Annotated in this window: 24 protein-coding genes and 1 riboswitch; of the genes, 12 read left to right on the top strand and 12 right to left on the bottom strand. The window is 75.2% G+C overall.

What is annotated here, in order from left to right; translation table 11 throughout:
• Positions 1-76: 76 nt before the first annotated feature.
• Positions 77-361 carry a hypothetical protein gene (locus tag ACH4N1_RS33695; RefSeq protein WP_398104121.1) on the bottom strand — a complete coding sequence of 95 codons (285 nt, stop codon included), beginning with the start codon at positions 359-361 and terminating at the stop codon, positions 77-79.
• Positions 362-588: 227 nt separating this feature from the next.
• Between ACH4N1_RS33695 and ACH4N1_RS33690 the strand changes: the two genes are divergently transcribed.
• On the top strand, positions 589-1,116 hold the full coding sequence (locus ACH4N1_RS33690) for a DUF4396 domain-containing protein (RefSeq protein WP_398104119.1): 528 nt from the start codon (positions 589-591) through the stop codon (positions 1,114-1,116).
• A gap of 643 nt (positions 1,117-1,759) precedes the next feature.
• A complete protein-coding gene (locus ACH4N1_RS33685) occupies positions 1,760-2,017 on the top strand; it encodes a hypothetical protein (protein ID WP_398104117.1) in 258 nt (85 codons plus the stop codon).
• A gap of 60 nt (positions 2,018-2,077) precedes the next feature.
• On the opposite strand, the gene ACH4N1_RS33680 is transcribed toward ACH4N1_RS33685, so the two are convergent.
• Entirely contained in the window at positions 2,078-3,283 is a 1,206-nt protein-coding gene (locus tag ACH4N1_RS33680) for a PP2C family protein-serine/threonine phosphatase (protein WP_398104115.1), read from the bottom strand.
• A gap of 170 nt (positions 3,284-3,453) precedes the next feature.
• Positions 3,454-4,212, bottom strand: a complete 759-nt coding sequence (locus ACH4N1_RS33675; RefSeq protein ID WP_398104113.1) for an IclR family transcriptional regulator — start codon at positions 4,210-4,212, stop codon at positions 3,454-3,456.
• 85 nt (positions 4,213-4,297) lie between these two features.
• Between ACH4N1_RS33675 and ACH4N1_RS33670 the strand changes: the two genes are divergently transcribed.
• From ACH4N1_RS33670 to ACH4N1_RS33655, 4 genes are read left to right on the top strand one after another with little or no spacing between them, the layout of a single operon-like run.
• Entirely contained in the window at positions 4,298-4,771 is a 474-nt protein-coding gene (locus ACH4N1_RS33670; RefSeq protein ID WP_398104111.1) for a hypothetical protein, read from the top strand.
• On the top strand, positions 4,768-5,481 hold the full coding sequence (locus tag ACH4N1_RS33665) for a nucleotidyltransferase family protein (RefSeq protein ID WP_398104109.1): 714 nt from the start codon (positions 4,768-4,770) through the stop codon (positions 5,479-5,481). The genes ACH4N1_RS33670 and ACH4N1_RS33665 overlap by 4 nt, the downstream gene beginning before the upstream one ends.
• Positions 5,481-5,798, top strand: coding sequence for a hypothetical protein (locus ACH4N1_RS33660; RefSeq protein WP_398104107.1), 318 nt, complete (start codon positions 5,481-5,483; stop codon positions 5,796-5,798). Before ACH4N1_RS33665 ends, ACH4N1_RS33660 begins: the two co-directional genes overlap by 1 nt.
• Positions 5,795-6,520 carry a metallophosphoesterase gene (locus ACH4N1_RS33655; RefSeq protein ID WP_398104105.1) on the top strand — a complete coding sequence of 242 codons (726 nt, stop codon included), beginning with the start codon at positions 5,795-5,797 and terminating at the stop codon, positions 6,518-6,520. Before ACH4N1_RS33660 ends, ACH4N1_RS33655 begins: the two co-directional genes overlap by 4 nt.
• A 146-nt stretch (positions 6,521-6,666) precedes the next feature.
• Here the strand turns inward: ACH4N1_RS33655 and ACH4N1_RS33650 are convergent, their stop codons facing one another.
• From ACH4N1_RS33650 to ACH4N1_RS33625, 6 genes are all read right to left on the bottom strand, one after another.
• Positions 6,667-7,383, bottom strand: coding sequence for an alpha/beta fold hydrolase (locus ACH4N1_RS33650; RefSeq protein ID WP_398104103.1), 717 nt, complete (start codon positions 7,381-7,383; stop codon positions 6,667-6,669).
• 18 nt (positions 7,384-7,401) lie between these two features.
• Positions 7,402-8,373 (bottom strand): alpha/beta hydrolase, encoded by a 972-nt coding sequence (locus tag ACH4N1_RS33645; RefSeq protein WP_398104101.1) that lies wholly within the window; start codon positions 8,371-8,373, stop codon positions 7,402-7,404.
• A gap of 234 nt (positions 8,374-8,607) precedes the next feature.
• Positions 8,608-9,477, bottom strand: coding sequence for a helix-turn-helix domain-containing protein (locus ACH4N1_RS33640; protein WP_398104099.1), 870 nt, complete (start codon positions 9,475-9,477; stop codon positions 8,608-8,610).
• 112 nt (positions 9,478-9,589) lie between these two features.
• Complete coding sequence (locus ACH4N1_RS33635) at positions 9,590-11,665, bottom strand: BTAD domain-containing putative transcriptional regulator (RefSeq protein ID WP_398104097.1); 2,076 nt, start codon at positions 11,663-11,665, stop codon at positions 9,590-9,592.
• The gene (locus tag ACH4N1_RS33630; protein WP_398104095.1) at positions 11,655-14,585 is read right to left on the bottom strand and encodes an AfsR/SARP family transcriptional regulator; all 2,931 of its coding nucleotides are present in this window, start codon (positions 14,583-14,585) and stop codon (positions 11,655-11,657) included. Before ACH4N1_RS33630 ends, ACH4N1_RS33635 begins: the two co-directional genes overlap by 11 nt.
• 149 nt (positions 14,586-14,734) lie before the next feature.
• Positions 14,735-15,043: an ANTAR domain-containing protein gene (locus ACH4N1_RS33625; protein WP_398104093.1), complete on the bottom strand. Its 309-nt coding sequence runs from the start codon at positions 15,041-15,043 to the stop codon at positions 14,735-14,737.
• Positions 15,044-15,303: 260 nt separating this feature from the next.
• On the opposite strand from ACH4N1_RS33625, the gene ACH4N1_RS33620 reads away from it, so the two are divergent.
• Entirely contained in the window at positions 15,304-16,260 is a 957-nt protein-coding gene (locus ACH4N1_RS33620; protein ID WP_398104091.1) for a helix-turn-helix transcriptional regulator, read from the top strand.
• Positions 16,261-16,395: 135 nt separating this feature from the next.
• On the opposite strand, the gene ACH4N1_RS33615 is transcribed toward ACH4N1_RS33620, so the two are convergent.
• The 3 genes from ACH4N1_RS33615 to ACH4N1_RS33605 all read right to left on the bottom strand — a co-directional run bounded on the left by ACH4N1_RS33615 (position 16,396) and on the right by ACH4N1_RS33605 (position 18,730).
• Complete coding sequence (locus ACH4N1_RS33615; RefSeq protein WP_398104089.1) at positions 16,396-16,959, bottom strand: phosphatase PAP2 family protein; 564 nt, start codon at positions 16,957-16,959, stop codon at positions 16,396-16,398.
• Positions 16,960-17,013: 54 nt separating this feature from the next.
• On the bottom strand, positions 17,014-18,033 hold the full coding sequence (locus tag ACH4N1_RS33610) for a YihY/virulence factor BrkB family protein (RefSeq protein ID WP_398104086.1): 1,020 nt from the start codon (positions 18,031-18,033) through the stop codon (positions 17,014-17,016).
• A gap of 211 nt (positions 18,034-18,244) precedes the next feature.
• Positions 18,245-18,730 carry a MarR family transcriptional regulator gene (locus ACH4N1_RS33605; RefSeq protein WP_366061523.1) on the bottom strand — a complete coding sequence of 162 codons (486 nt, stop codon included), beginning with the start codon at positions 18,728-18,730 and terminating at the stop codon, positions 18,245-18,247.
• Between the two features lie 220 nt (positions 18,731-18,950).
• On the opposite strand from ACH4N1_RS33605, the gene ACH4N1_RS33600 reads away from it, so the two are divergent.
• The 5 genes from ACH4N1_RS33600 to ACH4N1_RS33580 all read left to right on the top strand — a co-directional run bounded on the left by ACH4N1_RS33600 (position 18,951) and on the right by ACH4N1_RS33580 (position 23,309).
• Positions 18,951-20,123, top strand: a complete 1,173-nt coding sequence (locus ACH4N1_RS33600) for a PP2C family protein-serine/threonine phosphatase (RefSeq protein ID WP_398104083.1) — start codon at positions 18,951-18,953, stop codon at positions 20,121-20,123.
• A 216-nt stretch (positions 20,124-20,339) separates the two neighbouring features.
• Positions 20,340-20,525: riboswitch (cobalamin riboswitch) on the top strand.
• Positions 20,526-20,554: 29 nt separating this feature from the next.
• Positions 20,555-21,262, top strand: coding sequence for an energy-coupling factor ABC transporter permease (locus ACH4N1_RS33595; protein ID WP_398104080.1), 708 nt, complete (start codon positions 20,555-20,557; stop codon positions 21,260-21,262).
• A complete protein-coding gene (locus ACH4N1_RS33590; RefSeq protein ID WP_398104077.1) occupies positions 21,259-21,726 on the top strand; it encodes an energy-coupling factor ABC transporter substrate-binding protein in 468 nt (155 codons plus the stop codon). The genes ACH4N1_RS33595 and ACH4N1_RS33590 overlap by 4 nt, the downstream gene beginning before the upstream one ends.
• A gap of 6 nt (positions 21,727-21,732) precedes the next feature.
• Positions 21,733-22,482: a cobalt ECF transporter T component CbiQ gene (cbiQ, locus tag ACH4N1_RS33585; protein WP_398104074.1), complete on the top strand. Its 750-nt coding sequence runs from the start codon at positions 21,733-21,735 to the stop codon at positions 22,480-22,482.
• On the top strand, positions 22,479-23,309 hold the full coding sequence (locus ACH4N1_RS33580; protein ID WP_398104071.1) for an energy-coupling factor ABC transporter ATP-binding protein: 831 nt from the start codon (positions 22,479-22,481) through the stop codon (positions 23,307-23,309). Before cbiQ ends, ACH4N1_RS33580 begins: the two co-directional genes overlap by 4 nt.
• Positions 23,310-23,318: the final 9 nt, after the last annotated feature.

Below are 23,318 nucleotides of genomic sequence, written 5' to 3'. Positions count from 1 at the left end.
CGACTTTCTCGCCGATCGTTGATCTACAGGAGTCCCGTTGTCTCGTACAGCCTCTCTTGCCTCGCAGGTCACAGCGCTAACGCAACGGTGTTGACTTTGCGGCTGGTGTCCGAGCCAGGACTCCAGGGCCGGACACGACCGCGAAGTCCGCGCCGTGCCAGGCCGCCTGGTGCAGCGGGGCGAAGCCGCTCCGGTTGCCGGGCCGCGGGAGATCGACCCGCTCCGGACGACTCCCCAACTCCTCGAAGAGGCCGTTCCGGTCGGCGTCCCGGGCCGTGTCCGCGAAGCGGTCCCGTCCCCGCGGGTACCGGTCGCCGGAACGTTCGCGGCCGGTGAGGCCGTCCCACTCCATCCTGATCACGCGGACACTCTGGTGCCGGGGCCGGTTCCGGCGCGGAACCCAGCGGCCCCGTCCCGGACCGCGGCAGCCGGGGAACAGGTCCGCCCCGCTGACGACGAGGCGGTCCCCGAGACCGTCGCCGACGGGCGGCGAAAGCCTCCACCACACCCTTGCCACATACCCCCTGGGGGTATACAGTCGACGACTGTGGGGCCCAGGAGGACGGGCCGCACTCGACGGGAACGAGGATGACGGTCATGGACCACACCGCTCACCACACGACGACCGGGCACCACCCCGCGCCGCACGAGGACCACGGCCACCACGGCGACGCGGGGCCGGGAGCGTCCTGGGGCACGGCGGTCAGGGCGACCTTGCACTGCCTCACCGGCTGCGCCGTCGGCGAGATCCTCGGCATGGTCATCGGCACCGCCCTGATGTGGGGCAACGTGGCCACCATGGTCCTGGCGATCGCGCTGGCGTTCCTCTTCGGCTACTCGTTCACCCTTTTCGCCGTCGTCCGGGCCGGACTCGACCTCAGGAGCGCGGTCAAGGTGGCGCTCGCCGCCGACACCGTCTCCATCGCCGTGATGGAGCTCGTCGACAACGGCATCATCGCCCTCGTCCCCGGCGCGATGGAGGCCCACCTCTCCGAGGGGCTGTTCTGGTCGTCCCTGCTCGGCGGCTTCGCGGTCGCCTTCCTGATCACCACGCCGGTCAACAAGTGGATGATCGGCCGCGGCAAGGGCCACGCCGTCGCCCACGCCCACCACTGACGATCGGCCGGCGAGGACGTCGGCGCCGACGGTTCCAGCCGTCCGCGCCGACGTCCTCGCCGGCGGGCGCACCCGTCCGCGGGTTCCGGCGGCCGCTCCGGCCGGTGAGACGCGGCGCGGACAGCGGCGGGACGTCCACGCGCCGGGACGACGACAACGGCGCGTCGAGCCCCCGCAGCACCGCGGCCCGCGCCACGGTCTGTTCCGCCCCGGCCGGCACCGGTCCCGCGTCCGGCGGCAGCCCGTCCGGCCGGGCGGTGACCCGGCCGCGGGCGTCCGCCACGGATTCCCGCCACGGATTCCCCGCCGCGGGGAGCGGCTTCGGGATCGGTCGTCCGGGCCGCCGGCCCGGCACCGTCACCGTCACCTGCCGCCACCTCGTCGAGCGTCCGGCCCCGCCGGTCGCCCCGGTCCAGGTCCCGCAGCGCCGGTTCGACGACGGCGTCCCGGGCCAGGGCCCGTGCCGGCCGCCGGCATCGCCGCCAGGGCGCCGTACACCGGGCGGCCGCAGCAGGTGCCTCCGGCTCCCGCACGGGGCCCGCTGCTGCATCCGGGTGGTCCCGGCGGCGTACCGCAACCGGGACCCCGGGCCGAGGAGTCACTCCCGGCAACCTCCGCAACCCGTGCACGAGAGGAAACCGCCATGACCCACCTCACCACGACGCACAGCCGGCCCTCCTGGGCGAGCGAGGACTTCCTCCTCGCGCCACCGGAGCCCGCCCGGCGTTTCGAGCTGCCGCTCGACCCCCGCGACGTGCGCCGCCTGGAACTCCACGCGGTCCTCACCACCGCCGGGATCGCCCCGATGCCCGGTGACCGTGAGGCCATCGAGCAGCTCAGCGCCCTGCCCCACGGCGTGCAGTCGACGCTGCACCGCTGGCTCACCCACGCCCTGGCGTGAGCACCGCGCCCCGAGGCCGGCGGCCCTTCCCGACGCACGGCCCGAGGAGGGCCGCCGGCCTCAGTCCGCCACCCGTACGACGGGTTCCTCACCGCCGCGCGCGCACGCGTGAACCGGCTGGTGGGGCAGGAGCGGTTTGCGGATCAGGATCAGCGCCGCGTCGTCGTGCAGGTGGCCGCCCACATGGGCGAGCAGATCGTCGTGGAGCGCGGTGAGGGTGCGTACCGGCTCGTCGGTCAGCGTCCGCGCCAGCCCGTCGTGGAGGGGATAGAACTCGCGGTCGCCGTCGCGGGCCTCGGTGACGCCGTCGGTGTAGAGCAGCAACTGGTCGCCGTCGGTGAACGGCAGGACATCGAGGTCGGGGGTCTGGTCCGTGAGGGCGCGCAGGCCGAGCGGCGGGGCCGGACGGGGCGGATCCACCGGGACGACACCGCCGGACGCGCGGACCAGCAGCGGGGGCGCGTGTCCGCAGTTGACCACCTCCAGCTGTCCGGGACGCGGGTGTCCGGCGACCACGGCGGTCACGAAGTCGTCGGGGCCGAGGTTGCGCGCCAGGCTGCGTTCGATCCGGTCGACGACCGCGAGGAGGTCGGGTTCGTCGTGCGCGGCCTCCCGGAAGACACCGAGCACCAGCGCGGCCGTGCCCACGGCCGGCAGCCCCTTGCCCCGCACGTCGCCCACGATCAGGCGGACGCCGTACGGGGTGGACACCAGGGCGTAGAGATCGCCGCCGATCCGGGCCTCGGCCGCGGCGGCGCTGTAGCGGACGGCGACCTGGAACGGGCCGACCGTGGGCGGCACCGGCACGAGCAGCGCGTGCTGGGCGGTCTCCGCGACCGAACGCACGGCGGCGAGGACCCGTTCCCGGCGCCCGCGCAACACGCTGGCCAGGCCGCTCGCCAGGGTGACGGCGACCAGGACGGAGAGCACGGCGGCCAGGTCACCTCCCGGTACGCCGTGCCGCAGGCCGTGGACGACGCCGAACGCCGCGGCGAGCAGGCCGACGCACAGGACACCGCGCGGACCGTTGGTGGTGGCGGCCAGCGCGGGCCCGGCCGCGAGCAGCGGCAGCCAGATCACCCCGGCTCCGCCGGCGAGGTCCACGGCCAGCACCACGACGGTCACGAGCAGCACCGGCAGTACGGCCGTCGCCGCGGCCGGCCACACGACGGCCCGCCGGACCGCCGATGCCCCGGGGACGCGCGCGCGTCGGTGGAAGGGCCGCACGGTCCGGTGGCCGTCACGACGGTCTCGGGCCTGGCTCATGGGGTGTCCGCAGTCCTCGTCTGTGCAGGGGGGTCTGTGCAGGGGGGTCTGTGCAGGGGGGTCTGTGCAGGGGGAGCTTGCATGGAGATCCGTGCGTGGAGGATCGCCCCCGGAACTCCTGTTTCCTCCAGGAATACGGGTTCGACCCGCGCGTCACAAGGAGAGGGTTTTCAGATAGTGAGCGACAGGCCCCTGGTCACCCGGCTCGCGGTCGGGATGAGCCGCTCCCTGATCTCCCGCAGCCGGGGCAGCCGGTCCGCCGGCAGGGACACCCCGAGCGAGCCGAGGGTGTCCCCGCTGTAGACGGGGACGGCGACGCAGACCGTGCCGAGGATGTACTCCTCCAGGTCCGTGACGGCCGGGGCCATCGGCGCGGCGTCCAGGCGGCGCAGCAGCTCGGCCGGGCTGGTGATCGTGCGCGGGGTGAGGTCGCGGAGGTGGTGGCGGGAGAGGTACTCGCGGCGGGCCTCGTCGTCGAGCTCGCGCAGGACGGACTTGCCGAGCGCGGTGGCGTGCCCGGCGTCCTCGAAGCCCACCCAGAGGTCGACGCGGGGTGTCCGGGGGCCGTCGACGATCTCGGCGACCCGGATCTCGCCGTCCTCGTAGAAGGTGAGGTAGGCGGCGGTCGCCAGCTCGTCCCGCAGCGCGGCGAGCGCGGGACGGACCCGGTTGAGCAGCTCCTGCCCGCGGCCCGTCGAGTGCAGCGTCCGGAGCCTGTCGCCCAGGACGAAGCCGCCGTCCTCCAGCTTGCGCACGTAGCCGTCGTGGACCAGCGTCCGCAGCAGGTGGTAGGCGGTCGCCAGGGGCAGGCCGGTCTCGCGGGCGAGTTGCTTCGCCGGGGCGCCGTTCTCGTGCGCGCCGACCGCCTCCAGCAGGCGGAAGGCCCGCTGGACGGACGTGATCAGCGTCGGCCCGCCCTGCGCACCCATGCGTCCAGCGTGCGTCAGGGGCGGGGAACGGGCAAGGCGGCCGGGGGAAGCGTCGCTTGCGGGGCACCCGGCCCGCACGAACCACGTGAAGGACGCGAGCGGCGCGGACGACGCGGACCGTGAGGGCTCGCGGCGGGTCTCCCCGTCCGAGGAGCGCGACACCGTGGAGCGGCTGGTTCCGGCCCGGCCGGCGGAGACCGAGCGGCACGACCCGGCGGCGGCCCGCCGGGCCCGGACGGAGTGGGAGCGGGGTTCCCTGTCGGCCCGCACGGCGGAGGACCTCGCCACCCGGGTCACCGCCAGCGTCACCGGCACCGTTCTCCACGAGGACGAGGGCCCGCGCGTCGACGGGCCGGCCCGCATCACCCCGGCCGGCAAGAACGCCGTGCACCGCCGGCTCGCGGGGCGGGGGCACGGCGTCCGACGCCCGGTCCGGCGGACACCCGTGTCGACGGCGTCACGCCGGGTACCCGAAGATCTCGACGTCACGGTCCTCCCCGGACCCGGCCCGCCGGACGCGCCGGGTGACGGACCGTCCAGGAGAAGGGGGCAGCGATGACGCAGCACGCGGACGACGACGCTCTGGACCGGCCCGCGGGCGTCGCGGAACTGCGGCTGGCGACGGGAGAACCGGATCCCGCCCCGCCGGACGGCGTGCCCGCGCAGGAGCTGCCGCTCGACCGCAACCAGGCGATCCTCCAGGCCGCCAAACAGGTCGGTTCCCTTTTGAAGCGCACAGGGCACCCGTTCGCCCTGGCGGGCAGCGTCGCCGTGTACGCCCACGGCGGCACCCAGAACCTCCAGCACGACGTCGACTTCGCCATCCGCCCCGAGGACGCGGAAGCCGTCGCGGAGACGCTGCGGGAGGCGGGGCTGACGGTGTACGAGCCGCCGGAGGACTGGCTGCTGAAGGCCGGCTGCCTCGGCCAGCAGGTCGACCTCATCTTCGAACTGGCCCACCGGCCCGTCGACACGGAGCTGCTGGAGCGGGCCGAGCGGCTCTCCGTCGACTCGGTCCTCATGCCGGTCCTGTCGCCGACCGACCTGGTGCACAGCCGGGTGGCCGCCTTCTCCGAGCACCACTGCGACTTCGGGGCGGTCCTGCCGATTGCCCGCGTGCTCCGGGAGAAGGTCGACTGGGACCGGGTGCGCCGGGACTGCGGCGACGAGCCGATGTCCGACGCGTTCTTCTACTTCCTGGAACGGCTGGACGTCATTCCGCCGAGGCCGGGAACGAGGCCGGAACCGAAACCGGAGGAGGACCGGTGATGAAGCCTTTCGCCGAGCCCGCGGGCGGCGGTGCCGACAGCGCCGGCCCGCCCGCCGGGGACGCCGGGGACGCCGGGAACATCGAGTACCGCGTCGCCCATCTGCACGACCGGCTCGCCGCCGAGGAACTCGCCGAACTGGGCGTGCGCGCCGAGGTGCGCGCCGGGTCGGTGGTGGTGACCGGCACCGTGCCCTCCGTGCAGTGCCGCGAGGCGCTGCTGCGGACCGTCCACGAGGAACTGGCCGGACTCGCCGTGCACACCGACGTGGTGGTGGCCGGGACCGCCTCGCCCGACCATGTGGAGGACCTGCCATGATCCGCGTCGCGGCCGTCGGCGACATCCACATGGGTTCCGACAGCCAGGGCCTGCTGCGGCCCGCCTTCGAAACCCTGGACCAGTGCGCCGACCTGCTGCTGCTGGCGGGCGATCTGACCCGGCACGGCACCCCCGAGGAGGCACGGGTGGTGGCCCGGGAGGTGCGGGGGCTGCCGGTGCCGGTGGTGGCCGTGCTCGGCAACCACGACCATCACGACGAGCAGCCCGAGAAGGTCACCGGCATCCTCCAGGAGGCGGGCGTGACGGTCCTGGAGGGCGAGGGGACCGTCGTGGAGTGCGCCGGCGCGCGGGTCGGCGTCGCCGGGACCAAGGGCTTCGGCGGCGGGTTCGTGGGCCGCAGCGCCGGAGAGTTCGGCGAGCCGCTGATGAAGGAGTTCGTCCGCTGCACCCGGCACAGCGCGGACGCGCTGCACGGCGCGCTGACGGAGCTGGGCCGGGACGGCTGCGACGTCCGGGTCGCGCTCACCCACTTCTCCCCCGTCGCCGACACCCTCGCCGGCGAGCCGCCGGAGATCTACCCGTTCCTCGGCAGCTACCTGCTGGCCGAGGCCATCGACACGGCCGGCGCCGACCTCTCCGTCCACGGCCACGCCCACCTGGGCACCGAGCACGGGATGACCGCGGGCGGGGTCCGGGTGCGCAACGTGGCCCAGCCGGTGATCCGGCGGGCGTTCAACGTGTACCAGCTGCACGCCGCCTGACCGTGGGTCCCGTACCGGCCGTCCGGAGCCGGCCCGCGTGTCCGGACACTCTCACACCTGCGCCGGGCTCCCCTTCGCACGAGAAGCACGAGGAGCACGAGGAGCACGAGGAGCACGAGGAAGGGGAGCCACTTGCGCGCCCGGTGTCAGCCCGTGGCGCGGACCGCGGTGCGGATCAGGTCCGCGACCTCCTTCGGCCGGGACACGGCGACGGCGTGCGAGGCACCGTCGAGTTCCACGACCGTCGCACCGGCGCGCTCGGCGCCGAACCGCTCGACCTCGGGGTTGATGGCGTTGTCCGCGCCGGCGATCAGCGCCCAGGAGGGCTTGTCCTTCCAGGCGGCCGCGGCGGCCCTCTCCTCGAACGCGGCGGCCGCCAGCGGGCGCTGGGCGGCGGCGAGGACCTCGGTGACCTCGGCCGGCACGTCGGCGGCGAACACGGACGGGAAGGCGTCCTCGGCGATGGTGACCTCGGCGGCGGGCTCACCGCCCGGCACCGGGTACGTCCACTGCCTGAGGTTGTCGACCAGCGGGGACAGCGGGAAGCGGCCCTGGAGCTCGCCGAGGCTCTCGCCCTCCTCCAGGACGTAGGCGGCGACGTACACGAGGCCGACGACGTTCTCCGTGACGCCGGCGACGGTGATGAGGGCGCCGCCGTAGGAGTGGCCGACGAGGATCACGGGGCCGTCGATCTGGGCGGCGACGGAGGCGACGTACGCCGCGTCGGACGCCAGGCCGCGCAGCGGGTTCGGCGGGGCGATCACGGGGATGCCGTCGCGCTGGAGTTCGGTGATGACACCGGACCAGCTGGTGGCGTCCGCGAACGCGCCGTGGACGAGGAGGACGGTGGGGGTGGTGCTCATGTCGGGTGTCTCCTCGGGTCAGGCGGTGTGCAGGGCGGTGCGGAGGGTGGTGACGGCCTGGGTGATCGCGGCCTCGGCGGCGTGGGTCTCCCGCAGCGCGTTGAGCATGACGAAGTCGTGGACGATGCCCTGGTAGCGGACGGCGGTGACGGGGACGCCGGCCTGGCGCAGCTTGTTGGCGTAGGCCTCGCCCTCGTCGCGCAGGACGTCGGCCTCGCCGGTGACGACCAGGGCCGGGGGCAGGCCGGTGAGCTGTTCGACGGTGGCGCGCAGCGGGGAGGCGGTGATCTCGGCCCGCTGTGCGGGGTCGGTGGTGTACTGGTCCCAGAACCACTGCATGCCGTCGCGGCGCAGGAAGTAGCCTTCTGCGAACTGGTGGTACGAGCCGGTGTCGAAGCTCGCGTCGGTCACCGGGTAGAAGAGGACCTGGTGCACCAGCGGTACGTCGCCGCGTTCCTTGGCCATGAGGGTGAGGGCGGCGGTCATGTTGCCGCCGACGGAGTCGCCGGCGGCGGCGATGCGGGTGGCGTCCAGGCCCTTGGTGGCGCCCTGTTCGACGATCCAGCGGGCGACCGCGTAGTTCTGCTCGATGGCGACGGGGTAGCGGGCCTCGGGCGAGAGGTCGTACTCGGGGAAGACGACGGCCGCGCCCGCGCCGACGGCGAGTTCGCGCACCAGGCGGTCGTGGGTGTGGGCGTTGCCGAAGACCCAGCCGGCGCCGTGGATGTAGAGGATGACGGGCAGGGTGCCCCGGCTGCCGGCCGGCTTGACGATCCGGGCGCGGACGCTGCCCGTGGGGCCGCCGGAGACGGTGATCCACTCCTCGTCCACGGCGGGCTTGTCGATCTCGCCGGACTGCACCTCGTCGACGGCCTTGCGTCCCTCCGCCGGCGCCAGGTCGAACAGGTACGGCGGGTTCGCGGTCGCCTCCACGAACGCCTGGGCGGCGGGTTCCAGCACCGGCGCGGCCGGCTCGACGACGTCGGACATGAGATTCTCCTGCTGTCGGGGGTGTGCGTCTGTCCTGCGCATTCACGCTAGGGGCGTTCCACGGACGGGAGTTGTCCGCAGGTGCAACGGCAGTGTGCTCAGAGCGCACAGCGCGTGCCGTCCGGCCGACCTCGCCGACGGCGGAGCCGGCGACGGTGCCGGTGCCGGTGCCGGTGCCGGTGACGAAGCCGGTGACGAAGCCGGTGCCGGTGCCGTCACCGCCCCGGAACGTCGTCAGCCCCGGCCCGCGCGGTCCCGCCACTCACGGGGGGACATGCCGTAGGCGGTGCGGAAGACGCGACTGAAGTGCGTGGCGCTCGTGAAGCCCCAGCGGCCTGCCACGGCGGCGATGGTGCGGCTTCCGCGGCCGTGGCGCGTCAGGTCGCGGCGGCACTCCTCCAGGCGGCGGCGCAGGATCCAGCGGCCGACCGTGGTGCCCTCGTCCTGGAACAGCTTGTGCAGGTAGCGCACGGAGATGTGGTGGGCTCGGGCGAGGGTCTCCGGCGACAGTTCCGGTTCCGTCAGGTGCAGTTCGACGTACTCCATGATGCGGGCCGTCATGGGCGGCGCCTGGGAGCCCGGTGCCGGGGTGACGGCGCCGAGCTGTTCGGCGGCGAGGGTCGCCAGGAGGTTCACGGCGTTCCCGGCGAGCATCTCGCCCACCGGCGGCCGGGCCTCGGCCGCGGTGCGGGCCAGGCCGGACAGCAGCGGCGAGAGCAGCGCGCCGAGCCGGGAGGTCCGGGCGACCGGGGTGCGGGTGATCCGTCCCGCGTCGGCGGGGGTGAGTCCCAGCAGGTCGGTCGGCACGAGGAAGACGGTGGCGCGGAACCGTTCGGGGAAGTCCAGGGCGGGCGGGCGGCGGGCGTCGTAGAAGCAGATGTCGCCGGGGGCGAGACGCACGCCCACCGGGTCGGGGGCCGGCAGGCGGGCGGCGGCCCGGAGTCCCACGAAGAGGTACTCGCCGGCGTCCCGTGCGTGCGGCCGGTGCTCCGGCCGGGGTGTCCGCTCGCCCGGCAGCCGGCCGGGGCCGGTCTCGGCGGTCATGATCTCGACGCCCAGGGGCGTCCGGCAGACGGGTGTGTCGATCGTGCTGGTGGTGGACATCTTCCGGCGGTGCCTCCTGAGCGAACGGCTGTCTGACGCGTCGTCCGGACGGTAGGCCGGGGGATGTGCAAAAAGAGTGACAACGCAGTGACGGCGCCGCGCGCTCGGCTCGTCAGGTCTGTCCGGCGCCTTCGCCGGGCTCGGCGCCTTCGCCGGGTTCGGCGCGCTCGCCGGGTTCGGCGCGCTCGCCGGGTTCGGCGCGCTCGCCGGGTTCGGCGCGCTCGCCGGGTTCGGCGCGCTCGCCGGGTTCGGCGCGCTCGGCGGGTTCGGCGCGCTCGGCGGGTTCGGCGCGCTCGGCGGCGAAGGCGCGCAGCAGGTCGTGCAGGGTGTGGTGGCCGGGAGCGGGTTCGGTGATCAGGTGGGCTTCGGCGAGTTCGCCGAGGAGCCGGCGGGTCCCGCGGACCGGCAGCCCGGTGAGCGTCGCCGCCGACGCCGGGGTGATGTCGGTCCCGAGGTGGCGGGGCAGGAGCCGGAACAGCCGGGCGGCCTCGGGGCTCAGCAGTCGGTAGGAGCCCAGGAAGGCGGCCCGGACGTCGGCCGTTCCACCGGGGTCGGCGAAGGCCTCCAGGGTGCCCCGCGTCGCCCGCAGGTGGGCGGCGAGGTCGGTGAGGGACATCCGGCGGTCGGCCGCTCGTTCGGCGACGGCGGCCAGCGCGAGGGGCAGCCGGCCGCTCCGGGCGACGATCTCGTCGGCGGCCAGGGGCTCGGCGGCCGTCCGGCCGTCGCCGATCAGCCCGGCCAGCATCGCGCGGGCGTCCTCGGCCGGGAGCGGCTCCACACGCAGCGGGCGGGCGCCCGAGGCGACGAGGCCGGGCAGGGCGTGGCGGCTGGTGACCAGCGCCAGGCAGCCCGGTGCGGCGGGCAGCAGCGGACGCAGTTGTTCCGTGCCGGCCGCGTCGTCGAGGACCACGAGGACGCGCCGGCCGGCCAGCAGGGTGCGGTACAGGCCGGTCAGGGCGGCCGGCCCGGCCGGCATCCGGGCCGCGGGGACGCCGAGGGCCGTGAGCACCGTCCGCAGCGCCTCCTCGGGCTGTACCGCGCGCCCCGCCGGGTCGCTGCCGCGCAGCGCGACGTAGAGGTGACCGCCGGGGAAGCGGCCGCCGGCCCGGTGGGCCCAGTGCACGGCGAGGGCGGTCTTGCCGACGCCCGCCATGCCCCCGACGAGCACGGCCGCCGGGGTCCCCACGGTGCTCTCGGCCGCGTCCCACGCCGCCGTCAGCCACTCCAGCTCGGCCGCGCGCCCGGTGAAGCGGGCGGGATCCGGGGGGAGCCGGGCGTGCCCCGCGGACGCCGTCCGGTCCGGTACGGCGGGGGCGGCGCCCGACGTGCCGTCGGCGTCCCGCGGGTCCGGGCCCACCCGTACTGCCGGGGCCTGCCGGCCGAGGCGCACGCGCGGCCCCGCCGTCAGCCGGCCCACGTCCTGGCGCAGCACGCGCGTGTGGGCCGCCGCCAGTTCGGCACCGGGAGTGGTGCCGAGATCGGCGGCGAGCCGGCGGCGGACCTCCTCGTACGCCGCGAGGGCCTCCGCCTGGAGGCCACAGGCGGCGAGGGACAGGACCAGCCGGGCGTGCAGCGGTTCGTCGAGCGGATCGAGTGCGGTGGCCCGGCGCAGGGCGGGCAGGACCTGTGCGGCCCGGCCGCAGAGCAGGGCGGCGTCGGCCGCCAGCCGGGCCGTCTCCAGGAGTTCGCGGCCGAGGGCGGTGAACTGGACGTGCTCGCGCGCGGCGGCGGGGATGCCCATCGCCACCGGTCCGCGCCACTCCCCCAGTGCCCCGACGAGGCGCAGGGCCGCCGTCTCGGCCCGGCCGGTGGCGGCCGCCCGCTTGCCCTGCCGGGTGAGTTCGCGGAAGCGCAGCAGGTCGACCTCGTCCGGGGCGGCGTCCAGCAGGTAGCCGCCGGGACGGCGCAGCAGGCGTCGGCCGGGGGCGCGGGGCGGCAGTTCCGGCTCCAGCAGGCGCCGTAGCGCGCCGAGGTAACGGCGCACCACGTTCGGCGCGCTGGCGGGCGGTCGCCCCGGCCACAGCAGGGCGAGCAGCTCACCGGTGGGCACCGGCCGGCCCGCGCAGGCCAGGAGCAGGGCGAGCAGGGCGCGTTGCTGGGGAAACCCGAGGTCGAGTTCGGCGTCCCGGCGCCACACCCGCACCGGTCCCAGCACCTCGAACCGCGTCACGACGGGGTCAGCAGGCACCGGCCTGCCCGTCCCGTCCTTCCAGCCGGGCCAGGACCCGCTCGGCGTCGGGGTGGTCCAGGGTTCTCAGGAGCGCGAGGGCCTCGGTCCAGGCGGCGCGGGCGCTGTCCTCGTCGCCCATGGCGTGGTGGGTGTCGCCGGCCCGGGCGAGGATGTCGGCCTCGGCGTAGGGCGCGCCGAGGTCCCCGAGGAGGGCGAGGGCGTTGCGGTAGGCGAGGAGGGCGTGCGGGTGGCGGCCGAGGTGCTGGTGGGCGTAGCCGATGCTGTCCCAGGTGGCCGCCTGGCCGTAGCGGTCGCCGAGGTCCTGGAGGGTGGTCAGGGCCTCGAAGCAGTGCGTCAGCGCCTGCCGGTGCTCGCCCAGCAGCGCGTGGTACCAGCCGACCGAGTTGAGGGCGCTGGCCTGCGCGGCCCGGTCGCCGAGGGCCCGGAACAGGGCGAGGGCGAGCTGGTTGTGGCGCAGGGCGCCGGGCAGGTCACCGCGCTGCTCGCTCTCCCAGCCGAGGCTGCGGTGGGTGTGGGCACGGCCGGTGTCGTCGCCCAGGGCGGTGAACAGGTCGAGGGCCTCTTCGAGGCGGGGCCGGCAGCGGTCGTACAGGCCGAGCCGGCCCTCGATGCGGGCGAGGCCGCGCAGCCCGCGGGCCTCCATGGCGGGTTCGGCGAGCCGTCGGGCGGCGTCGAGGGCGGTGCGCTGGACGGTGAGCGCGTCGTGCCAGTGGCCCCGGCGGTCGAAGAACGGTTCCAGGGACCAGGCCAGATGGCAGGCGAGACGTTCCTGCCCGGTGGTGGCGGCGTGGTCGACGACGGCGAGGAGCACCGCGTGTTCGGCGGTGAGCCAGACGAGGGCCCGGTCGTCGTCGGCGAGCGGTTCGGGGTGGACGCCCTCGGGTGCGGGCGGTGGGGTGGGCGGGTCGGCGTTGGGGGCGAGCAACCGGTCGGCGGCGTGGGCGGTGTGCAGGTAGTGGTGGTGCAGCCGGTGCAGGGCCGCCCGCCGTTCGGCGGGGGTGTGCCGCTCCTCGACGAGTTCGCCGGCGTGGGCGCGCAGCAGGTCGTGGAAGGCGTGCCGGCCGGGGCTGTGCTCGGTGACGAGGTGCAGGCCGGTCAGTTCGGCCAGCAGCGGCCGGGTGCGGCGGACCGGCAGTCCGGCCAGGGCGGCGGCGGCCGGCAGGGTGAAGTCGGGGCCGGGGTGCAGGGCGAGCAGCCGGAACAGCCGGGCCGCCGCGTCGGAGATCCGGCGGGAGGACCAGGAGAAGACGGTGCCGACGTCCACGGAGGCGTCGGAGCGGGCGAACGCGTCGAGGCTGCCGTGCGCCTCGCGCAGTTCGGCGGCCACGGCCGACAGCGGGAAGTGCGGGTGTGCGGCGGCGCGCGCGGCGACGCAGGCGAGGGCCAGGGGCAGTCCCGCGCACAGTTCGGTGATCTCGTCGGCGGCGCGCGGTTCGGCCTCGACCCGTTCGGCGCCCAGGCGGCGGACGAGGAGGGCCCGTGCCTGCCCGGTGTCGAAGGGCCGCAGGGTCAGGGAGTGGGCGCCGTGCGCGGCGACCAGCCCGGAGAGGGAGTCGCGGCTGGTGACGACGGTGAGGCAGCCGGGCGAGCCGGGCAGCAGGGGCCGTACGTGGTCGCTGTCGCGGGCGTTGTCCAGGACGACGAGGACCCGCCGCCCGGCCAGCACGCTGCGGTAGAGGGCGGCCTGTGCGTCCACGCCGTGCGGTATCCGGTCGGGCGGTACGCCGAGGGCGTCCAGGAAGCCGCGGACGGCCTCGCCGGCCTCCATGACCGCGCCGGAGGGGTCGTAGCCGCGCAGGTTGACGTAGAGCCGGCCGTCGGGGAAGCGGTGGGCGACGCGGTGCGCCCAGTGCACGGCGAGGGTGGTCTTGCCGACGCCGGCCATGCCGCCGATGGCACTGATCACCACGGTGTCGGGTGCGGTCGCGTCGCGGGGCGTGAGGGCGAGGATCTCGTCGAGTTCGCCGCTGCGGCCGGTGAACGCCGGAATGTCGTGCGGGAGCTGGGCGGGGACCGGGAGGGCGGAGAGAGCGGCGGTGGTCTCCCCGGGGGCCGGGACGGGGGGTCCGCCCGGTCCCGCGGGGGGAGCGCCGGACGCGTCCGCGCCCGGCCGCGCGTCGGCCGGTCCGGACCCCGCGGCCCCGCCCACGCCGGGCCCCGGCCGCAGCACGGTCTCGCGGGCCCGGCGCAGTTCCGCACCGGGATCGATCCCCAGTTCGTCGGCGAGCCGGGTCCGTACGGCGTCGTACACGGCGAGCGCCTCGGACCGGCGGCCCGCCGCCGCCAGGGTGAGGATCAGCGCGGCCCGCACGGGTTCGTCCAGGGGATGGGCGGCGGCGGCCCGGTGCAGGTGGGGCAGGACGGCCGCGGGACGTCCGGCGCGCAGGGCGGCGTCGGCCGCCTCGCGCACGGCGGCCAGGCGTTCGCGGTCCACCGCGTCGAAGGCCGGATGGGCGCGGGCCGCCGCGGGCAGGCCGGCGGCGACCGGTCCCCGCCACAGGGCGAGCGCCTCGGTGAGCGTGTCGAGGGCCCGCTCGGGCGACTCCCGTGCCGTCCGCTCCGCGGCCCGGCGCAGGGCGCGGAAGCGGGCCAGGTCCAGTGAGTCGGCGTCGGTCGCGAGCCGGTAGCCGCCGGCGTCCCGCAGCAGCCAGCGGCCCTCCGCGCGGGCGGCGAGGCCGGGCTCCAGCAGGCGCCGCAGCGACCCCACGTGCCGGCGGACCACGTTGACCGCGCTGCGGGGCGGGGCGGTCCCCCACAGGGTGTCGATGATCTCGTCCATGCCGACCGGCTGGCCCGCTCCGACCAGCAGCAGGGCCAGGAAGGCCCGCTCCTGCCGCCCGGCCGGCTCCAGCTCGGTCTCGCCCCGGTGCACGCGCACGGGCCCCAGGACGGCGAACCGCACGGATTCCAGCGGCACGTCTTCCCCCTCCGGTGTCACTCCCCGGAGGCCGACCCTACGTCACCGTCGGGGTTACCGAGAGTTCGTCCGGAAGTCGGGAAACCGCAGGTCGCGGGTACCGTGCCGGATGTCCGCCCCGGCCGGCCGCACGCGGGCCGACGCGCCTGTCAGCGCCCGGCGGACGCCGACCGCACGCGGGCCAGCACGTCCGTCAGCGCCCGGTGGATCTCGTCGGGGAGCCAGCGGCAGTGGGCGCCCTGCACCACGTACTCGGCCACCTCGCGCAGTTTGGTGTTGGTGCGCTGGGAGACCTCCCGCAGCACCTCCCAGCCCTGCTCGGGCCGCAGCCGTCCCACGGCGACGACCACTCCGATCGCCTGGTCGACCACGGCGTGGGAGGCGACGGCCTGCCGCAGCTGGGCCACCTCCTCCTGCAGGGCGGCGACCCGCGCCTCGACGTCCTCCTCCGGGGCCATGTCGCATTCCACGTGTGTTTCCCCTCGTCAGGAGCCCGCGAAGGCGCGGGCGGCCAGTGCGGCGTCACCGCGCCGTCCCTGTCCAGCCTGCACAGCACGGGCCGGTCCGGCCGCACCGCGGACGAACAACATCACCGGTGGCGATCCGGAAAACGAATGCGCACCGGGATGCGGGGAAAATGTGCGGAGGGGCGGGAGCCGGCCGGCTGCCGCCCCTCCGCACCGTGTGCGGGCCGCTCGACCCGCCGGACGAAGGATTCATGGACACGCTGCTCTTCGACAGTGAGGACCTCGGCCTGACCGAGGACTTCCTCAGCCGGGCCTACGCCAGGATGCGCATCGGCAGCGGCGGGCCGGAGGCCGGCCGGACGAGGGTCAGCCGCGCCGCGATGCCCTCGGTGACCGTCGACGAACTCGACCTCGGCTTCGAGATGAGCTACTCCGTCACCCCGCTGGGCCGGATCTGCCTGTGCCTCGTGCACGAGGGCACCATCCGGGACCACACCTTCGACGGAGTGGAGGACGCCTTCGGGCCGGGCGACGTGGTGTCCTTCGCGCCGCCGGAGCTGCCGTACTCGGGGCGGATCTGCGCGGCCCGCTACAACATCACCATGCTCGACACCGACCTGCTCGCCCAGGTGGCCGCCACCGCCCCGGGCCGCAGGCCGGGGCCGGTCCGGCTGACCGGGCACCGGCCGCACTCCCCGGCCGCGGCCCGGCAGCTGCGGCAGACGATCGGCTACGTGCGCGACCACGTGCTGGCCGCGCCCGGCGTCGCCGACCAGCCGCTGGTCGCCGCGACCGCCGCCCAGCACCTCGCGGCGGGCGTCCTCGCCGCGTTCCCCAACACGGCGCTCACCGAGCCGACCGCGACCGACCGCAACGACGCCCGGCCGGCGACGCTGCGCCGTGCGCTGGCCTACATCGACGACCACGCCGCCGAACCGGTCACGGTCGCCGACATCGCGGCGGCCGCACACGTCACCGTGCGGGCCCTCCAGTACGTCTTCCGGCGGCACCTCGACACCACGCCGCTGGCGTACCTGCGCCGGGTCCGGCTCGCCCACGCGCACGACGACCTGCGGGCCGCGAACCCGCTCGACGGCACCACGGTCACCGACGTGGCGGCCCGCTGGGGCTTCTTCCATCCGGGCCGCTTCGCCGGCCTGTACCGCTCCGCGTACGGCCGCCCGCCGCACCGCACGCTCGCCGGCTGACGGAACCGGCCCGCGGGAGCAGGCGGGGTCCGCTCATGAACACGGCTGCCCGGCCCCGGCTGTCCGGCTCCACGTCAGCGCTCACACGTCAGAGCCCCCGCGGGAGCGCCGCGGCGGCGGCGTTCCCGGGGCGCCTCACGACAGTGCCGCGCGGACGGCCGCGCGGACGGCCGGGCGGGGAGCGCGGTGGGTCAGCGCGGCGGCGGCCAGGCCGATCAGCGCGCCGACGGCGACGTCGGAGGGGTAGTGGGCTCCGGTGTGGACGCGTTCGCCGGCCACCATCACCGCCGGCACCGCGCACAGGGCGCCGGCCGGCGGCCAGACCGCCGCGACGGCGGCGGTGAAGCCCACGGCGGCCGCCGTGTGCCCGGAGGGGAACGAGGAGGAGTCGGGCCGGTCGTGGACCTCCTCGTGCGGGATCCACTCCTTCGGCGGCCGGGGCCGGTACCGGAGCTGCTTGACCACGCCGTTGGACACCAGTTCCGCCACGCCCATGCTGACCACGCCCGCCACGGCGGCCCGGCGTCCCCGCCGGCCCCCGGCCGCGGCCATCACGAAGGCGGCGCCCCACCAGAGTTTGGTGTGCTGCGCCGCCTCCTCCACCGCCGGAAGCAGTTGCCGCGCGGCGGGCGACCGCCACGACGCCACCTTCCGCGTCAGTCGGTGGTCGCCGTCCCTCAGATCCTCCCGAACACCCATGAGCTGCGACTTCCCGCGTCGGGCGGTCCCTAACGGAAGACCGTGGAGCGCCCGTCACTCCATACGGCGCTGGTCCTCCTCGCTCCAGGCACGGGTGTCCCGGGGCGGCACGTACGGCTCCTCGTCCTCGGGCAGTCCGCCGGCGACCGCCCGCTGGCGGGCCATTTCCGCGTCGAACTCGAGGCCGAGCAGGATGGCGATGTTGCTGATCCACAGCCACACCAGGAACACGATGACACCGGCGAGCGTGCCGTAGGTCTTGTTGTACGAGGCGAAGTTGGCCACGTAGAAGGCGAAGCCCGCCGAGGCGACGAGCCAGACCAGCAGGGCCAGCACGCTGCCCGGCGTGATCCACCGGAAGCCGCGGCCCTTGACGTTGGGCGTCGCCCAGTACAGCAGCGCGATCATCATGGTGACCAGGACGACCAGAACCGGCCACTTGGCGATCGACCAGACGGTCAGCGCGGTGTCGCCGATGCCCAGCGCCGTACCGGCCCGTTGGGCGATGCCCCCGGTGAACACCACGATCAGGGCGCTGATCACGGCCAGCACGAGGAGCACCACCGTCACGCCGACCCGGACCGGCAGCACCTTCCACACCGGCCGGCCCTCCGGCATGTCGTACACGGCGTTCGCGCTGCGGATGAAGGCGGCGACGTAACCGGAGGCCGACCACACCGCCAGCACGATGCCGACGAGCGCCATGACGGAGCCGACGCCGCCCCGTCCCTGGAGCTGGGTGACCGCGTCGCTGATGATGTCCCGGGCCGACCCCGGGGCGAGCTTCTGGAGGTTCTCCAGCACCTGGTCGGTCGCCGACTTGCCGGCGACCCCCAGCAGCGACACCAGGACCAGCAGGGCGGGGAACAGCGACAGCACCCCGTAGTAGGTCAGGGCGGCGGCCCGGTCGGTGAGCTCGTCGTCCTTGAACTCCTTCAGCGTGCCCTTCAGCACCGCCGACCAGGACCGCTTGGGCAGTCCGCTCGGATCGTCCGGCGCCCGGCGCTCCACCTGCTCGTCCGGCCCCGGGCGGTCCGCCTGCTCGTCGGGTCGGGTTCTCGATGTCCGTGCCATGAGGGACGGAGTAACCCGCGCGGGCCGGTCCATGCCCTTCCCGTCTCCCCCGAGATCCCGGCCACGGCCCGTACAGGTTCGCGGCGGCTCGGGGTAGCAGTGCTCATATGTGTGCTTTGTGTGCAGGTCCCGGTCGGGGCGCCGCCCCGGATGCCGGCTCCCGGCGCCGGCCGGTGCCGGCGCGGCCACGGTCGCGGCCGCGGTCCGCCGGTCAGGCCGTACGGCTGCCGGAGTCCGGGAGCCCGTCGTGCGCCCGGGCCGCCGCCGCCTCGCAGAACGCGTCGAGCCCCTCCAGCAACGCGCTCCGCTTCCCCGCGGGCATCCCCGCCAGCACCGCCCGCAGCTCCCGCTCCCGGCGCTCCCGCAGGTCGGCCAGGAAGGCCCGCCCCCGGCCACTGAGCCGCAGCCGTAGTTCACGCCGGTCGGAGGGGCTCACCACCCGCTCCACCAGCCCGGCGGCCTGGAGCCGGTCGCACAGGCGGCTCGTCGACGGCGGGGTGGAGGCCAGCGAGTCGGCGAGGGTGCGCAGGTTGATGCCCTCCTGGTGCTCCAGGACGAACAGCACGCGCAGCTGGGACGCGGACGCGGGCGCCGTCGAGGCCCGCCCCCACAGCACTTCCAGCAGCTCGGCGGCCGTCGCGGTCACCCGTGCGACCTCGTCGGGGTCCGGGCGATGGCGGAAGGCAGTCACGGTCACACTCTCGCAGGCACTGGGACGACCGCCAGGGTACTAGGGCCTCTCGCGGGGATCAGGCCGGATCAGGCACCGGGGCCCGCGAGCGCGGCCTGATCCCCACGAGAGGCCCCAGCGGCTCCCCCGCCCCCGGCACCCCTCGAACCCGCCGCGCCGCCCGGCGCGCGGGACACCCCCGGCCGGCGAACCGGCCCCCGAGCGAAGGATCGGTGTTATTCCCGTCGTGGTATCCCCCGTCACGAACAGATTCGTCACCGCCGAGCGTGCCCTGCGGAAGGCGGCACCTCATGAACTGGTCGAGGCCGTCCGCCGTGCGCTGGTCGAGCAGTACGCGGCCCTCTCCGCCGAGTTGCTCATGGCGGACTACGGTCTGACGTCGCTGCAGCCGGTGGCCGGACCCCGGGACCAGGAGCCCGTGCCGGTGCACGGCAGCGCCGCGGGCCGGGCGTTCGGCGCGCAGGAGCCGTACGTCGAACCGGCCGGGAGCGGGCGGGTGCGGACGCACCTGCCGGTCTCGGTGCGCGGCGACCGGCTCGGGGTGCTGTCGGTGACGCTGCCCGAGGACAGCGGGGTGCGGGACGTGCTGGGCGAGCTGGCGGAGGTCGCGCAGGTGCTCGGGCACGAGGTGGTCGTGGCCGAGCGGGCCACCGACCTGTACCTGCGGGCCCGGCGCAGGGGACGGCTCACCCTGGCCGCGGAGATGCAGTGGCAGCTCCTCCCGGCCCGCTCCGGCACCGGCCCCGAATACGCGCTCGGCGCCCAGCTGGAGCCCGCCTACGCCGTCCGCGGCGACAACTTCGACTGGTCCGCGACGGACGACCGCCTCACCCTGTACGTCAACAACGGCATGGGCGACGGCACGGAGGCGTCGCTGCTGACGAACCTGGCGGTCAGCGCGCTGCGCAACGCGCGGCGGGCCGGCCTCCCGATCGCCGACCAGGCGGCGCTGGCCGACCAGGCGGTGCACGCCCACTACCGGGGCCGCCGCCACCTGCCGGTGCTGATGCTGGAGGTCGACGTCGCCACGGGCCGGGCCCAGGTGGTGGACGCCGGCTCACCGCGGCTGCTGCGGCTGCGGGCGGGCACCGTCGAACCCGTCGACCTGGACGCCCAGTTGCCGCTGGGCATGTTCGAGGAGACCGACTACGTGGCGCAGCCGTTCCAGGTGGAGCCCGAGGACCGGCTGGTGTTCGTCAGCGACGGCGTCCACGCCGTGTCCCCGCCCGGTGGAGGGACGTACGGGGACGCCGCCCTGGCCCGCGCGATCACCGCCACCCGGCTGCTGCCGGCGGCCGAGGTCCCGCGTGCCGTGCTGCGCGAACTGGCGGGGCACCGCGGCGGGTCCGTGACGGAGGACGACGCGCTCGTGGTGTGCCTGGACTGGCACGGCCGCTGACCCTCCGGATTCCGGACCGGCACGGCCGCCGACCGACCGGTGTGCCGGAACCGGCACGGCCGCCGACCGGCCGGTGCACCCCGGCCGAAAGGGCCGCCGACCGGTGTCCGCGCGGCCCCGGTGCGGCCCCGGCGGGGCCGGTGTGCGCCGGGCCGGCACCCCGCGTCCGCCGCCCGTGCGCCCCCGTTCCCGCTTGTCACCGCCCCTGTCCTCGCACTACTGTCACCACGCCTTGGTGAACGGGAAATCCGGTGTGATGCCGGTGCGGCCCTCGCCACTGTGATCGGGAAGTCCGGCTCCGGCCCTCGCGGGCAGCCACTGGGTCCTCACGGACCCGGGAAGGCGGAGCACGGGCGGTGGTACCCGTCAGCCAGGAGACCGGCCAAGGCGCGTCAACCATCCACGAGGTGCTGGAGAGGGTCTGCTGAGCCATGCACATAGCCGAGGGTTTTCTGCCTCCGGCGCACGCGGTCGCCTGGAGCGTCGCGTCGGCGCCGTTCGTCGTCCACGGAGCCCGGTCGCTCACCCGTGAAGTCAGGGAGCATCCCGAGAGCACACTGCTGCTCGGTGCCTCCGGCGCCTTCACGTTCGTCCTGTCCGCACTCAAGCTCCCGTCGGTGACCGGGAGTTGCTCGCACCCCACCGGCACCGGCCTGGGCGCCGTCCTGTTCCGGCCGCCGATCATGGCCGTGCTGGGCACGATCACCCTGCTCTTCCAGGCCCTGCTGCTCGCGCACGGTGGCCTGACCACGCTCGGCGCCAACGTGTTCTCGATGGCGATCGTCGGACCGTGGGCCGGATACGGCGTGTACCGCCTGCTGCGGCACTACGGCCTGCCGCTGATGGTCACGGTGTTCGCCGGCGCGTTCGTCGCCGACCTGTCCACCTACTGCGTGACCAGCGTGCAGCTGGCGCTGGCGTTCCCCGACCCGAGCAGCGGGTTCCTGGGCGCGCTCGGCAAGTTCGGGTCCATCTTCGCCGTCACGCAGATCCCGCTGGCCGTGAGCGAGGGGCTCCTCACCGTCCTGGTGATGCGTCTCCTCGTGCAGTCCAGCAAGGGCGAACTGACCCGGCTGGGCGTGCTGGTGACCGGGGGCCGGAACCGGAAGCCGGACACGACCGGGGCGGTGACCCGGTGAAGCGGAACACGAAGATCAACCTCCTGCTGCTGCTCGCCGTGCTCGCGCTCGCGGTGCTGCCGCTGGCCCTGGGTCTCGGTGACCACAAGGAGCAGCCGTTCACCGGCTCCGACGGCGAGGCGGAGACGGCGATCACCGAGCTGGAGCCGGACTACGAGCCGTGGTTCTCGCCCCTGTACGAGCCTCCGTCCGGGGAGATCGAGTCGGCGCTGTTCTCCCTCCAGGCGGCCCTGGGCGCGGGCGTCCTCGCCTACTACTTCGGGGTGCGCCGTGGCCGCCGCCAGGGCGAACTGCGGGCGCTGGCCCGCCTGGAGGAGAAACAGGACGGGGCCGAGGCACGGGACGGGGCCGAGGCACGGGACGGGGCCGAGGCACGGGACGGGGCCGAGGCACGGGACGGGGCCGAGGCACGGGACGACGTGAGCGCGCCCGACGCCGGCAAGTCCCCGCAGGAACGGGTCTGATCGGACGTGCTGCCGATCGACGCGGCGGCGCACAGCAGTCGCTGGCGCCACCGCCATCCCGTGGACAAGGCCGTGCTGGGGCTCGGCCTCACCCTGCTCGCGGTCTCCCTGCCGCCCTGGCCGGGCGCGGCCCTGGTACTGCTGACGGCACTCGCCCTGCTGCTGGGTCCGGCGGGGGTGCCGCCCCGCCGGCTGTGGCGCGCCTACCGGGTCCCGCTGGGCTTCTGCGCTACGGGCGCGCTCACCCTCCTCGTCCAGGTGGGCGGGCCCGACGGGTTCGTGTCCCCGGCCGACGGTGGCCCGGTGCGGGCCGGGGAGCTGATGCTGCGCACCTCGGCCGCCTCACTCGGCGTGCTGCTGTTCGCGTTCACCACGCCCATGTCGGATCTGCTGCCCCGCCTGGTGAGGGCGGGCGTGCCCGCGCCGGTCGTCGACGTCGCCCTGGTGACGTACCGCATGAGCTTCCTGCTGCTGGACTCGATGCGCCGGATCCGGGAGGCGCAGGCGGCCCGGCTCGGGCACACGAGCCGGGCCGCCGAGTGGCGTTCGCTCGCCGGGCTCGGCGCCACCGCGTTCGTGCGGGCCTTCGACCGGGCGGCGCGGCTGCAGGCCGGGCTCGCCGGACGCGGTTACGACGGCACCCTGCGCGTCCTGGTGCCCGAGGCCCGCGTCTCCGCGCGCTTCACGGTGGCCGCGGCCGCCCTCCTGGTGGCTCTGGCCGCCCTCACCCTCGTCCTGGAAAGGCCCCTGTCATGAGCGAGCTGGTCGCCCTGCGGGGTGTCTCCTTCGGGTACGAGGACGGCCCGGCCGTGCTCGAGGATCTCGACTTCACGGTACGCGCGGGGCGCGCCCTCGCCCTGCTGGGCCGCAACGGCAGCGGGAAGACGACCCTGATGCGGCTGCTCAGCGGCGGACTGCGCCCGCGGACCGGCACGTTGACGGTCGAGGGACGGCCGGTGGGGTACGACCGCAAGGGGCTGACCCGGCTGCGGACGACCGTGCAGCTGGTGGTGCAGGACCCCGACGACCAGCTGTTCGCCGCGTCCGTCGCCCAGGACGTGTCGTTCGGGCCGCTGAACCTGGGGCTGCCCGACGCCGAGGTGCGGACCCGGGTGGAGGAGGCGCTCGCCGCGCTGGACATCACCGCCCTGGCCGACCGGCCCACTCACCTGCTGTCCTACGGACAGCGCAAGCGGACCGCGATCGCGGGCGCCGTCGCGATGCGGCCGCGCGTGCTGATCCTCGACGAGCCGACCGCCGGGCTCGACCCGGACGGCCAGGAACGGCTGCTCGCCACGCTGGACGGGCTGCGCGCGTCCGGTACGACGGTGGTGATGGCCACCCACGACGTCGATCTCGCCCTGCGCTGGGCCGACGACGCGGCCCTGCTCACCCCGTCCGGCGCGCACACCGGTCCGGCGGACGTCTCGCTGGCCCGCACGGACCTGCTCCACGAGGCGGGCCTGCGCCTGCCCTGGGGCATCGCGGTCGCCCGACTGCTCGCCGGTCAGGGCCTGTTGTCCGGAGGGAGGGTCGGACCGCGCAGCCCGGAGGACCTGGCGGCGCTGCTGGCCGGGGGCTGAGCCCGCGAC

Origin of the sequence: Streptomyces sp. NPDC017202, assembly GCF_044331705.1 — a bacterium.
GTDB lineage: Bacteria > Actinomycetota > Actinomycetes > Streptomycetales > Streptomycetaceae > Streptomyces.
The sequence above is the reverse complement of the archived record's forward strand: the minus strand, read 5'-3'. Positions and strand labels throughout refer to the sequence as shown.

What these genes read in the sequence shown, in the direction of transcription:
- ACH4N1_RS33690 (WP_398104119.1), top strand. Translation starts at nt 589, where the DNA reads ATGACGGTCATGGACCACACCGCTCACCACACGACGACCGGGCACCAC.
- ACH4N1_RS33685 (WP_398104117.1), top strand. Translation starts at nt 1,760, where the DNA reads ATGACCCACCTCACCACGACGCACAGCCGGCCCTCCTGGGCGAGCGAG.
- ACH4N1_RS33680 (WP_398104115.1), bottom strand. Translation starts at nt 3,283, where the DNA reads ATGAGCCAGGCCCGAGACCGTCGTGACGGCCACCGGACCGTGCGGCCC.
- ACH4N1_RS33675 (WP_398104113.1), bottom strand. Translation starts at nt 4,212, where the DNA reads ATGGGTGCGCAGGGCGGGCCGACGCTGATCACGTCCGTCCAGCGGGCC.
- ACH4N1_RS33665 (WP_398104109.1), top strand. Translation starts at nt 4,768, where the DNA reads ATGACGCAGCACGCGGACGACGACGCTCTGGACCGGCCCGCGGGCGTC.
- ACH4N1_RS33660 (WP_398104107.1), top strand. Translation starts at nt 5,481, where the DNA reads ATGAAGCCTTTCGCCGAGCCCGCGGGCGGCGGTGCCGACAGCGCCGGC.
- ACH4N1_RS33655 (WP_398104105.1), top strand. Translation starts at nt 5,795, where the DNA reads ATGATCCGCGTCGCGGCCGTCGGCGACATCCACATGGGTTCCGACAGC.
- ACH4N1_RS33650 (WP_398104103.1), bottom strand. Translation starts at nt 7,383, where the DNA reads ATGAGCACCACCCCCACCGTCCTCCTCGTCCACGGCGCGTTCGCGGAC.
- ACH4N1_RS33645 (WP_398104101.1), bottom strand. Translation starts at nt 8,373, where the DNA reads ATGTCCGACGTCGTCGAGCCGGCCGCGCCGGTGCTGGAACCCGCCGCC.
- ACH4N1_RS33640 (WP_398104099.1), bottom strand. Translation starts at nt 9,477, where the DNA reads ATGTCCACCACCAGCACGATCGACACACCCGTCTGCCGGACGCCCCTG.
- ACH4N1_RS33625 (WP_398104093.1), bottom strand. Translation starts at nt 15,043, where the DNA reads ATGGCCCCGGAGGAGGACGTCGAGGCGCGGGTCGCCGCCCTGCAGGAG.
- ACH4N1_RS33620 (WP_398104091.1), top strand. Translation starts at nt 15,304, where the DNA reads ATGGACACGCTGCTCTTCGACAGTGAGGACCTCGGCCTGACCGAGGAC.
- ACH4N1_RS33615 (WP_398104089.1), bottom strand. Translation starts at nt 16,959, where the DNA reads ATGGGTGTTCGGGAGGATCTGAGGGACGGCGACCACCGACTGACGCGG.
- ACH4N1_RS33610 (WP_398104086.1), bottom strand. Translation starts at nt 18,033, where the DNA reads ATGGCACGGACATCGAGAACCCGACCCGACGAGCAGGCGGACCGCCCG.
- ACH4N1_RS33595 (WP_398104080.1), top strand. Translation starts at nt 20,555, where the DNA reads ATGCACATAGCCGAGGGTTTTCTGCCTCCGGCGCACGCGGTCGCCTGG.
- ACH4N1_RS33580 (WP_398104071.1), top strand. Translation starts at nt 22,479, where the DNA reads ATGAGCGAGCTGGTCGCCCTGCGGGGTGTCTCCTTCGGGTACGAGGAC.